Source organism: Nocardia amamiensis NBRC 102102 (genome assembly GCF_001612745.1).
Taxonomy (GTDB): Bacteria; Actinomycetota; Actinomycetes; order Mycobacteriales; family Mycobacteriaceae; genus Nocardia; species Nocardia amamiensis.
On the sequence record NZ_BDBA01000139.1, the window covers coordinates 1 to 11,354 of the forward strand.

At 70.6% G+C, this 11,354-nt stretch carries 9 protein-coding genes; all 9 read left to right on the forward strand.

The features are described 5' to 3' along the window. Window positions 1-1,324: UDP-N-acetylmuramoyl-tripeptide--D-alanyl-D-alanine ligase (locus tag NA4_RS24435; RefSeq protein WP_067474458.1), on the forward strand; the 1,324-nt coding region annotated here is incomplete at its 5' end. Then, window positions 1,321-2,397 carry a phospho-N-acetylmuramoyl-pentapeptide-transferase gene (gene mraY / locus NA4_RS24440; protein WP_067474461.1) on the forward strand — a complete coding sequence of 359 codons (1,077 nt, stop codon included), beginning with the start codon at window positions 1,321-1,323 and terminating at the stop codon, window positions 2,395-2,397. The genes NA4_RS24435 and mraY, both read left to right, overlap by 4 nt. Window positions 2,398-2,444: 47 nt before the next feature. Then, window positions 2,445-3,887 carry a UDP-N-acetylmuramoyl-L-alanine--D-glutamate ligase gene (gene murD / locus NA4_RS24445; protein WP_067474463.1) on the forward strand — a complete coding sequence of 481 codons (1,443 nt, stop codon included), beginning with the start codon at window positions 2,445-2,447 and terminating at the stop codon, window positions 3,885-3,887. Further along, the gene (gene ftsW / locus NA4_RS24450) at window positions 3,884-5,311 is read left to right on the forward strand and encodes a putative lipid II flippase FtsW (RefSeq protein WP_067474468.1); all 1,428 of its coding nucleotides are present in this window, start codon (window positions 3,884-3,886) and stop codon (window positions 5,309-5,311) included. The genes murD and ftsW overlap by 4 nt, the downstream gene beginning before the upstream one ends. Continuing rightward, window positions 5,257-6,420, forward strand: coding sequence for an undecaprenyldiphospho-muramoylpentapeptide beta-N-acetylglucosaminyltransferase (murG, locus tag NA4_RS24455; protein ID WP_067474471.1), 1,164 nt, complete (start codon window positions 5,257-5,259; stop codon window positions 6,418-6,420). The genes ftsW and murG overlap by 55 nt, the downstream gene beginning before the upstream one ends. Window positions 6,421-6,487: 67 nt before the next feature. Further along, window positions 6,488-7,972, forward strand: a complete 1,485-nt coding sequence (gene murC, locus NA4_RS24460; protein ID WP_067474474.1) for a UDP-N-acetylmuramate--L-alanine ligase — start codon at window positions 6,488-6,490, stop codon at window positions 7,970-7,972. 6 nt (window positions 7,973-7,978) lie between these two features. Continuing rightward, the gene (locus NA4_RS24465) at window positions 7,979-8,701 is read left to right on the forward strand and encodes a cell division protein FtsQ/DivIB (RefSeq protein WP_373862824.1); all 723 of its coding nucleotides are present in this window, start codon (window positions 7,979-7,981) and stop codon (window positions 8,699-8,701) included. A 347-nt stretch (window positions 8,702-9,048) separates the two neighbouring features. Next, a complete protein-coding gene (ftsZ, locus tag NA4_RS24470) occupies window positions 9,049-10,296 on the forward strand; it encodes a cell division protein FtsZ (RefSeq protein WP_067474480.1) in 1,248 nt (415 codons plus the stop codon). 220 nt (window positions 10,297-10,516) lie between these two features. Beyond that, window positions 10,517-11,245 carry a peptidoglycan editing factor PgeF gene (gene pgeF / locus NA4_RS24475; RefSeq protein ID WP_067474484.1) on the forward strand — a complete coding sequence of 243 codons (729 nt, stop codon included), beginning with the start codon at window positions 10,517-10,519 and terminating at the stop codon, window positions 11,243-11,245. Window positions 11,246-11,354 lie beyond the last annotated feature (109 nt).

Below are 11,354 nucleotides of genomic sequence, written 5' to 3' on the forward strand. Positions count from 1 at the left end.
GCCGGTGGGCGTGCCCGCCATCGTGGTCACGCCGGACCGCGCTGCCACGCCGTCGAATTCGGTTGCCCTGACCCATGATCCGGACGGTTCCGGCGCAGCCGTGCTCATCGCGCTCGCCGCGCTGGCGCGCGCAAGCGTGTCGCGCCTGGTCGCCGAGAGCGGCCTCACCGTCGTCGGCGTCACCGGCTCGTCCGGTAAGACCTCGACCAAGGATCTGCTGGCCGCCGTGCTCGCTCCGCTGGGCCCGGTGGTCGCCCCGCCGGGCTCGTTCAACAGCGAACTCGGCCACCCGTGGACCGCCCTGCGGGCCGCCGCGGACACCCGCTTCCTCGTGCTCGAGCTGGGCGCGCGCGGGCCAGGGCATATCGCCGCGCTGGCCGAGGTCGCGCCGCCGAGCATCGGCGTGGTGCTCAATGTCGGCACCGCGCATCTCGGCGAGTTCGGCAGCCGCGAGGCCATCGCGAAGACCAAGGGCGAGCTGGTCGAGGCGCTGCCGCCGACCGGCCTGGCTGTGCTCAATGCCGACGATCCGCAGGTCGCGGCCATGGCCGCGCGCACATCCGCGCGGGTGGTCACGGTCGGGCAGGCCACTACCGCCGACATCCGTGCCACCGGCATCCGCCTCGACGACCAGGCCCGCGCCGAGTTCACCGTGCACACGCCCGCGGGCAGTGCCCCGGTGCGTCTGGCCGTCCATGGCGAGCACCAGGTCGGCAACGCGCTGTCGGCGATCGCGGTCGCGCTGGAATGCGGCGCGGATCTGGATACCGCGGTGGCGGCGCTGTCCGGCGCACGCGCGGCCTCGGCCCGCCGGATGGACGTGCGAACCACCGCCGACGGGATCACCGTCGTCAACGACTCCTACAACGCCAACCCGGATTCGGTCCGCGCCGCGCTCAAGGCATTGGTGAGCATGGCGCGCGCCGGCGATACGCCCCGGCGCAGCTGGGCGGTGCTGGGCGAGATGGCCGAGCTCGGGGAGGAGTCGGTCATCGAACACGACGCCATCGGGCGGCTCGCCGTGCGATTGGACGTCAGCCGCGTCGTCGTCGTCGGCACCGGAAGGCCCTCCCGCGCGCTGCACCAGGGTGCCGTGATGGAAGGGTCGTGGGGCGAGGAATCGGTCCTCGTACCGGACATCGATGCGGCGATCGCCCTGCTCGACGAGGAACTCGCGGCGGGCGACGTCGTGCTGGTCAAGGCATCGAAATCGGTCGGCCTCTGGGAGGTCGCCGAGCATCTGACCGACCCGGGCGCCGTCGCCGCACGCCGCGGCACCCCGGCGAACAGCGGGGCGGGACAGGACACGGAGGCAGCAGGATGAGACAGATTCTCTTCGCCGCGGCGATCGCGCTGACGGTCTCGATCCTGCTCACGCCGCTGTTGATCCGTTTGTTCGCCAAGCAGGGTTTCGGACAGGAGATCCGGGTCGACGGCCCCGCCAGCCACCAGGCCAAGCGCGGCACCCCGACCATGGGCGGCGTGGCGATCCTGGTGGGCATGTGGGCCGGGTATCTGGGCTCCCACCTGATCGGCATCGGCTACAACGCCGACGGGCCGTCGGCGTCGGCGATGCTGGTGCTCGGCCTGGCCACGGCGCTCGGCGCGGTGGGCTTCATCGACGACTTCATCAAGATCCGCAAGCAACGCAACCTCGGCTTGACCGCGGCGGGCAAATACCTCGGGCAGCTGTCCGCGGCCGTGGTCTTCGGCGTGCTCGCCTTGCAGTTCAAGGGCGGCAGCGGGCTCACACCGGCCAGCAGGCACCTGTCCTACGTGCGCGACATCAGCACGGTGACCATGGGCGTGGTCGTCTTCCTGGTGTTCGTGTGCTTTGTGGTGGTCGCCTGGTCCAACGCGGTGAACCTCACCGACGGTTTGGACGGGCTGGCCGCCGGATCGATGAGCCTGGTGCTCGGCGGATACGTGGTCATCACCTTCTGGCAGTACTACCACGCCTGCGAGACCAAGCCGGAGGCCGGTTGCTACAACGTGCGCGATCCGCTGGATCTCGCCCTGGTCTGCGCCGCGGGCGCCGCGGCGTGCGTCGGGTTCCTGTGGTGGAACGCCGCCCCGGCCAAGATCTTCATGGGTGACACCGGTTCGCTCGCGCTCGGCGGCTTGCTGGCCGGTCTGTCCATCACCACCCGGACCGAGCTGCTGATGATCGTGATCGGCGCGCTGTTCGTCGCCGAGACGGCGTCGGTGGTGCTACAGGTCGCGGTCTTCCGGACGACGCGCAACCGGCTGTTCAAGATGGCGCCGTTCCACCATCACTTCGAGCTCAGCAAATGGGCCGAGACCACGGTGATCATCAGATTCTGGCTGCTGGCCGCGATGGCCTCCGCCGTCGGGCTCGGGCTGTTCTACAGCGAATACCTCTCCGCGGTCGGGTGAGCGAGATGGTCGAACATTCTCCGCGGGCCCTGCGCACACCAGGGCCCATGCTGGAATTCCTGCGCGGCCGGGATGTCCTGGTCGCGGGCTGGGGCGTATCCGGGCGCTCGCTGGTCGAGCCGCTGCGCGACATCGGCGCGCGTCCGGTGGTCACCGACGGCGGAGCGGCCGCGCTGGCCGAGGCCGCCGGGCTCGGCTTGGACGTGGCCACCTGCACGGAGTTGGAATCCGCGGACTGGAGCCGGTTCGCGCTGGTGATCACCAGCCCCGGCTGGCGGCCGGACTCGCCGGTGCTGGCCTCCGCGGTGGCCGAGGGCACGCCGGTGTGGGGTGACGTCGAGTTCGCCTGGTGGGTCGACCAGGCCAGGATCTACGGCCCGGTCCGCAAGTGGCTGGTCATCACCGGCACCAACGGCAAGACCACGACCACGCAGATGACCCACTCGATCCTGCGCGCCGCGGGTGTGGCCAGCGTGGCCTGCGGCAACATCGGCCTTCCGATCCTGGACGCGTTGCGGCGCAATCCCGGTCCGCAGGTGCTCGCGGTCGAGCTCTCGTCGTTCCAGCTGCACTGGGCGCCGTCGGTGCGCCCGGAGGCGGGCGTGGTGCTCAACGTGGCCGAGGATCACCTGGATTGGCACGGCGGCCTGGACGCCTACGCCGCGGCGAAGGCGCGAGCGCTGGTCGGCCGGGTCGGCGTGGTCGGATTGGACGATCCAGTTGCTGCTTCGCTTGCCCGCAAGTCCAAAGCCCGCCGGACCGTGGGGTTCCGGGTCGGGGTGCCCGCCGACGGCGAACTCGGCGTGGTCGACGGCAAACTGCTCGACCGCGCGTTCACCAAGGCCGCGATCCTGGCCGAGGTCGCCGACATCAGCCCGCCCGGCCCCGCCGGTGTGGCCGACGCGCTCGCCGCCTCGGCGCTGACCAGGGCGATCGACGTCGCGCCGCAGTTCATCCGGGAGGGGTTGATCGAGCACAAGGTCGGCCCGCACCGCGCCGCGTTCGTGCGTGAGCTGGCCGGGGTGGCGTTCGTCGACGACTCCAAGGCCACCAACCCGCATGCCGCGCGCTCGTCGATCCTCGCGCATCCGCAGGTGATCTGGGTGGCCGGCGGCCAGCTCAAGGGCGCGCACGTCGAGGACCTGATCGAGGAGGTCGCCGACCGCTTGGTCGCGGCCGTGCTGATCGGCGCCGACGCGCCGGTGATCGCGGCCGCGCTGGCGCGACACGCGCCCGAGGTCCCGGTCGTCGAGCTGGTCACGGGAGACGATGCAGGGATGGGTGACGAAGCGTCGCGGAACGCCGCGGCGGACGCGGTGATGGCGCGCGCCGTGCGTGCTGCGGCCGGGTTCGCCCGTCCCGGCGACACCGTGCTGCTGGCTCCCGCCGCCGCGTCGCTGGACATGTTCGCCGATTACACGCACCGCGGCCGCAGCTTCGCCGCGGCGGTGCACGCCCTGGAAGACGGTGACATCGGACGGCGGCTATGACGGAAGCGGCGCGGCGCAAGCGCGAGTCGGTGCCTCGATTCTGGGCCTGGCTGGCGCGGCCGCTCGCGTCGTTCCATCTGGTGGTCACCATCGCCACCCTGCTCACCGTGCTCGGGCTGGTGATGGTGCTGTCGGCCTCCAGCGTCGAGGCGTACGCCGACGGCGGATCGGCCTACTCGCTGTTCATCCAGCAGGCCATGTTCGCCGTGATCGGCACAGTGCTGTTCTATCTGGCGCTGCGCATCCCGCTGCGCAGGTTGCGGCAGTGGTCGTTCCCCCTGTTCGCACTCTCGGTGCTCGCGCTGCTGCTGGTCCTCATTCCCGGCATCGGCGCGCAGGTGCAGGGCGCGCGCCGCTGGCTGGTGCTCGGGCCGGTCTCGGTGCAGCCGTCGGAGGTCGTGAAGGTGACGCTGGTGGTGTGGGGGGCGCACCTGCTGGCCTCACGCCGCGCCGAGCACGCAAGCCTCAAGGACGTCCTGGTCCCGCTGGTGCCCGCCGGTCTGCTGGTGTGCCTGCTCGTCGTGCTGCAACCGAACCTGTCCACCACGATCGCGCTGGGCGTCGTGCTCGCGGCGCTGCTGTGGTTCGGCGGGCTGCCGGTGCGCCTGTTCGTGACGATCGCGCTGTCCGGGGTGATCGCCGCCGGGGTGCTCGCGCTGTCGGCGGGCTATCGCTCCGATCGCATGCGTGCGTTCTTCAACCCCGGCGATGACCCGCAGGGCATCAACTACCAGGCGCGCCAGGCGCTGTACTCGCTGGCCGACGGCGGCATCTGGGGGCGCGGGCTTGGCCAGAGCCGGGCCAAATGGAGCTACCTGCCCAACTCGCACAACGACTTCATCTTCGCGATCATCGGCGAAGAACTCGGCTATCTCGGCTGCGCGCTGGTGCTCGGCCTGTTCGCGCTGTTCGTCTATACCGGCTTGCGCATCGCGGCCCGCTCGGTGGACCCCTTCCTGCGGTTGCTCACCGCCACCGCGACGACCTGGATCACAGCGCAGGCGCTGATCAACATCGGTTACGTGGTCGGCCTGCTCCCGGTGACCGGCCTGCAGCTGCCCTTGGTCTCCGCGGGTGGATCGTCGCTGGCCATCACGCTGTTCATGTTCGGCATCATCGCGAACGCGGCCAGGCACGAGCCGGAGGCGGTGGCGGCGCTGCACGCCGGACAGGACGGTCGTTTCAGTAGGCTGTTGCGGTTGCCCAAACCCGAGGTGTACGCACCGGCGCGGCGCGGCCGAACGCCGAGATCGGCCGACCGCGGGCCGTCGACGCTGTCGCCGGGCAGGCGCGGCCGGTACGGTACCGAACCGCCGCGGCGCCGGTCGCCGGAGAGCCGCGGCACCAGTTCGGCCCGCGCCACCAGGGCATGGGAACCAAGCTATCCGGTCAATCACGCAAGGGAACGAGGAAGATCCAGGTGATCTCGGTAATCGTCGCGGGCGGCGGCACAGCCGGCCACATCGAACCGGCACTGGCGGTGGCCGACGCGTTGCGACGGCTCGACGATTCGATCCGGGTGACGGCGCTGGGCACCGAGCGCGGGTTGGAGACCCGCCTGATTCCCGGCCGCGGCTATCCGCTCGAGCTGATCCCGCCGGTTCCGCTGCCGCGCAAACCGACGACCGACCTGCTGCGGTTGCCCGGACGGGTGCGCGCCTCGGTGGCCGCCACCAGGGCGGTGATCGATGCCGTCGACGCCGACGTGATCATCGGTTTCGGCGGATACGTTGCGCTCCCCGCGTACTTGGCTGCGGGTGCGGGCGTGCTGCGTAGGCGGCGCGCGGTTCCGGTGGTGGTGCACGAGGCGAACGCCAAGGCGGGCATCGCGAACAAGGTCGGCGCGCGCCGTGCCGCACGCGTGCTGGCCGCCGTTCCGGACTCGGGCTTGCCGAACGCCCAGGTCGTCGGCATTCCGGTGCGCGAATCGATCACGGGGCTGGACCGCGCCGCGCTGCGCGCCGAGGCACGCGCCCATTTCGGCCTGCCCGCCGAGGGGCCGGTGCTGCTGGTCTTCGGCGGTTCCCAGGGCGCTCGGACCCTGAACGAGGCCGTGTCCGCGGCCGCGCCGCAGCTGGCCGCCGCGGGGATCTCGGTGCTACACGCGCACGGTCCGAAGAACACGCTCGAGCTGGGCGCGGCTGGCGCTTCGGGTCCGGACGACGCCCGGTATGTGGCGGTGCCCTACCTGTCCCGGATGGATCTGGCCTACGCCGCCGCCGACGCGGTGGTCTGCCGCTCGGGCGCGATGACCGTCGCGGAGGTCTCCGCGGTGGGTCTGCCCGCGTTCTACGTGCCGCTGCCGCACGGCAACGGGGAGCAGGAGCTCAACGCCCGCCCGGTGGTGGGCCAGGGCGGTGGCAGAATTGTCGCCGATTCCGAGTTGACGCCGAAGTATGTGATCGATGAGGTGATTCCGCTGCTCATGGACCCCGCACGGCTGATCGAGATGGGCCGGGCCGCCGCAGGCGCCGGGCACCGCGACGCCGCCGACGAGGTGGCGCGGATCGCGAAGGAGGTGGCGCGCCAGTGACCGAGCGAACAATCGACACAGCCGAGCACTCGCTCGTGCCGGAGCCGAGCGCCGACCAGGTGGAGGCATGACCGAGCGGACTCCGCTGCCAGCGGAGTTGGCGCGCGTGCACATGGTCGGCATCGGCGGGGCCGGGATGTCGGGCATCGCCCGGATTCTGCTCGCCCGCGGCGGTGCCGTGTCGGGCTCGGACGCGAAGGAGAGCCGCGGTGTGCTCGCGCTGCGGGCGCGCGGCGCGCAGGTGCGGATCGGGCACGACGCGACGGCGCTGGACCTGCTGCCCGGCGGCCCGACCGCGGTGGTCACCACCTACGCGGCCATTCCGAAGACCAATCCGGAACTGGTCGAGGCCAATCGGCGCGACATCCCCGTGCTGCTGCGCCCCACTGTGCTCGCCTCGCTGATGCAGGGGCATCGCACCCTGCTCGTCTCCGGCACGCACGGCAAGACCTCGACCACCTCGATGCTCATCGTGTCGTTGCAGCACTGCGGTGTCGACCCGTCCTTCGCGGTGGGCGGCGAGTTGAACGAGGCGGGCACCAATGCCCACCACGGCACCGGCGACATCTTCGTGGCCGAGGCGGACGAGAGCGACGGGTCGCTGCTGCAGTACGAGCCGGACGTCGCGGTGGTCACCAACATCGAGTCCGACCATTTGGATTTCTTCGGCTCCGACGAGGCCTACGTCCAGGTCTTCGACGATTTCGCCGACCGGCTCGCCGCGGGCGGCCTGCTGGTGGTGTGCCTGGACGATCCGGGCTCGCTGGCGCTGGCGCAGCGGGTCGGCACGCGATTGGCGGAGAAGAACGTCCAGGTCCTCGGGTACGGATCCGGTGACCTCGCCGACGCGCCGGTCCCGGTGGGCGCCCGGCTGCACAGCTGGGAGCCGCGTGACGTCGGCGGCATCGCGCAGTTCCAGCTCGCCGACGAGGCCGCGCCGCGCACCGTGCGACTCGCGGTGCCCGGCAGGCACATGGCGCTCAACTCGCTCGGCGCCCTGCTCGCCGCCCGCGCCACCGGCGCCGACGTGGGCGAGATCATCCAGGGTCTGGAGGGTTTCGGCGGCGTGCACCGCCGATTCCAGTTCGCCGGACGGGAAAACGGCGTGCGCGTCTTCGACGATTACGCCCACCATCCGACCGAGGTGCGCGCCGTCCTCGGCGCCGCCGCCGAACTGGTCCAGCAGGAGGCGCGCGACGGTGCCCGGTCCAGGCAGGGGCGGGTCATCGTGGTCTTCCAGCCGCACCTCTACAGCCGCACCGCGACCTTCGCGGAGGACTTCGGCGCCGCGCTTAGCCTGGCCGACGAGGTCGTTGTGCTCGACGTCTACGGAGCGCGGGAGAAGCCGCTGCCCGGGGTGAACGGCGCGCTGGTCGCGCAGGCGGTCACGAAACCGGTCCACTACCAGCCGGATATGTCCCGGGTGGGCCGTCAGGTCGCGGTGTTGGCGCTGCCGGGCGACGTGGTGATCACCATGGGCGCCGGTGACGTGACGATGCTGGGCGGTCAGATTCTGGACGGACTTCGGGCGCGTCCCCAGCACGGACGGTGACCCGGCGTGCGCGGGGTCGGGTCGGCGCGCGGGGCAGGGCGCCGCGCGGGTGATCGGTTCGCCGCGATGGACTGGCGCCGGATTCGGTTGTGGGGCTTGCTGACCGTGTGCGTCCTCGCGGCGGTCGGGGTCAGCGCGTGGTACACGCCGGTGCTGTCGGTGCGCACGGTGCGGATCGAAGGCACGGTGACGGTGCCCGAGCAGCAGGTGCGCGATCTGCTCGAAATCCCGTCCGGCCGCTCCATACTGCGCATCGACACCACCGCGATCGCGCGTCGGGTGGTGACCATTCCGAAGGTGCGCATGGCGCGGGTGCAGCGTGTTTTCCCGTCCACGGTGCGGGTTACGGTCGACGAGCGCGTTCCGGTGTTGTTCTACGACAGCCCCGATGGCGCGCATCTGCTCGACGCGGAGGGCGTGGAATTCGCCATCGAGCCCACGCCGATCGGTGTGCCGAAGTTGATCACCGATCGTCCGGGCGGCGCGGATCCGGTGACCGCCGCCGCGGTGTCGGTGCTCGCCATCGTCCCGCCCGCGCTGGCCATTCAGGTCGACGAGGTTGTGGCACGGTCCATTTCGGACATCTCGCTGAATCTGAAGGACGGTCGCACGGTGCTGTGGGGCGGGACCGGCGACGGCGAACGGAAGTCGGCGGTGGTGTTGCCGCTGCTGACACGCCCAGGAACGGTGTTCGATGTTTCGAGTCCCAATCTGGTCACGGTAAAGTGATTCACACCCATTGCGCCCAGGGAATTTTCGACGGCCAGGCAGCGGCTCCCGTCGAGGAGGGGGCCGGGGGCAACCGTTCACCATACGACGTGTGGAGCGGCGAGACGAGCGGGATCACGCAAGATTCTGGCTCTCGTTTCGGCGCGCCTGCGCGCGTATCGCGGCGGCTGCGAATAGCGTTCCGCACCAGTCGGATACTTGACATAACGCTAACCCTATGGTTGAGCTTTAGGGTTTGCCCGCGCCGCGGTTCGCTCCCTGCAGCGACCCGACCCCGGACGGGTCGAACGGCGGCGTGCCCAGCATCCGGAAACGACAGGCTTTAGATCGAAGGAAGGCGAGAGCCCATGACGCCCCCGCACAACTACCTTGCGGTGATCAAGGTCGTCGGTATCGGCGGCGGCGGTGTGAATGCCGTCAACCGGATGATCGAGCAGGGACTCAAAGGTGTCGAGTTCATCGCGGTCAACACCGACGCCCAGGCGCTGCTGATGAGCGACGCCGACGTCAAACTCGACGTCGGTCGGGAGCTGACCCGCGGTCTCGGTGCCGGCGCGGACCCAGAGGTCGGCCGCAAAGCCGCGGAGGATCACAAGGACGAGATCGAAGAGGTGCTCAAGGGCGCCGACATGGTCTTCGTGACCGCGGGCGAGGGCGGCGGCACCGGCACCGGTGGCGCTCCGGTCGTCGCGCAGATCGCGCGCAAGCTCGGCGCGCTCACCATCGGCGTGGTCACCCGTCCGTTCTCGTTCGAGGGTAAGCGGCGCGGCAATCAGGCCGAAGTGGGCATCAATCTGCTGCGCGAGTCGTGTGACACGCTGATCGTCATTCCGAACGACCGGCTGCTGCAGCTCGGCGACGCGGCGGTGAGTCTGATGGACGCGTTCCGCTCCGCCGACGAGGTGCTGCTCAACGGTGTGCAGGGCATCACCGACCTGATCACCACCCCGGGTCTGATCAACGTCGACTTCGCCGACGTCAAGAGCGTGATGTCCGGCGCGGGCAGCGCGCTGATGGGCATCGGTTCGGCGCGCGGCGAGGGCCGCTCGGTGAAGGCGGCCGAGGCGGCGATCAATTCGCCCCTGCTGGAGGCGTCCATGGACGGCGCGCACGGGGTGCTGCTGTCCATCGCGGGCGGTTCGGATCTCGGTCTGTTCGAGATCAACGAGGCGGCGTCGCTGGTGCAGGAGGCCGCGCACATCGAGGCCAACATCATCTTCGGCACGGTGATCGACGACTCGCTCGGCGACGAGGTGCGGGTCACCGTGATCGCGGCCGGCTTCGACGGCGGCGGACCCGCCCGGCGCACCTTCGACGCCGCGAGCCGGGGCACCATCGGTTCGGCACGCTCGGGTGAGATCGGGCATCGAAGCGTGGGCGAGATCGCGGCGCGCGGCACCGACAGCTCGTCCAGCACGTCGGCCACCAGCGCATCCAGCCGCGGCGCGGTGCCGAGTTATCGGGACACCGAACGGCCGCGCACCTTGGCCGAGCCGACCGCAACGACCACGCCGCGGTCGTCCGTCACGCCCCCGGGCGGCGATGACGATGACGACGACGATGTGGACGTGCCGTCGTTCATGCGCAGGGGCTGATTTACCGGATCGGTTCCGGCTCCGGCCGGGGCCGAGTCGCCGTTCCGGCCGAAGCCGTGCCGTACTACGGCTACATACAAGCGATTTCGGCGACATAGTTGCCGGGCATCGGCACGGCGTGATCGGGAGCTGAGCGCCAACCACTGCGCGTGTGGCCGATGTTTCGGCCTCTACCTGGGCATTCCGTCACCGTTCCCCGGCCGCCGTTAGGCTCGTCGCCATGACAGTTGTGCCGACTACGATCGTTCGACGGGTCACCACGACCAGGGCCGGTGGCTACTCGGCGCCACCCTACGACTCGTTCAATCTCGGCGACCACGTCGGCGACGATCCCGTGGCGGTGCGGCGAAACCGTGATCGGCTGGCGGAGGGAATCGGCCTGCCGCCCGAGCGCCTGGTCTGGATGGAACAGATCCACGGCCGCACTGTCGAAATCGTGGACGGCCCGCGCGCCGAGGCCGTGCCCGCCACCGATGCTCTGGTGACCACCGTGCCCGGCCTCGCGCTCGTCGTGCTCTCCGCCGACTGCGTGCCGATTCTGCTGTCCGACGACGAGGCGGGCGTGATCGCCGCGGTGCACGCCGGGCGCGTCGGCGCCCGCATCGGCATCGTGCCGCGCGTGCTGGAGGCGATGGTGTCGGTCGGCGCGCGCCTGGAGCGCGTCGGCGCCTTTCTCGGACCCGCCGCCTCCGGCCGTCGATACGAGGTCCCCGCCGCGATGCGCGACGACGTCGAAGCACACCTGCCGGGCAGCGCGACCACGACCGTTCGTGGAACCCCTGGGCTCGATCTGCGTGCAGGCATCTCCCGCCAGCTCCGGGAGGCCGGCGTCGCCGGGATCGCGGTGGACCCCCGCTGCACCATCGAGGATCGCACCCTGTTCAGCCACCGTCGCGGCGCGCCGACCGGCCGGATCGCCGGGGTGATCTGGATGGAGGCCACCGCATGAGGAAGCGAACCGAGCGAACCAATGGATACAGCCGAGGATTCGCCCGCGCCGCAGCCCAGCGTCAGCGAGGTGCGGGCGTGAGCGAGCGTAGCGAGGGAACCAATAGACA

Coding starts and splice junctions, on each gene's coding strand:
- mraY (WP_067474461.1), top strand. CDS start 1,321: ATGAGACAGATTCTCTTCGCCGCGGCGATCGCGCTGACGGTCTCGATC.
- murD (WP_067474463.1), top strand. CDS start 2,445: ATGCTGGAATTCCTGCGCGGCCGGGATGTCCTGGTCGCGGGCTGGGGC.
- ftsW (WP_067474468.1), top strand. CDS start 3,884: ATGACGGAAGCGGCGCGGCGCAAGCGCGAGTCGGTGCCTCGATTCTGG.
- murG (WP_067474471.1), top strand. CDS start 5,257: ATGGGAACCAAGCTATCCGGTCAATCACGCAAGGGAACGAGGAAGATC.
- murC (WP_067474474.1), top strand. CDS start 6,488: ATGACCGAGCGGACTCCGCTGCCAGCGGAGTTGGCGCGCGTGCACATG.
- ftsZ (WP_067474480.1), top strand. CDS start 9,049: ATGACGCCCCCGCACAACTACCTTGCGGTGATCAAGGTCGTCGGTATC.
- pgeF (WP_067474484.1), top strand. CDS start 10,517: ATGACAGTTGTGCCGACTACGATCGTTCGACGGGTCACCACGACCAGG.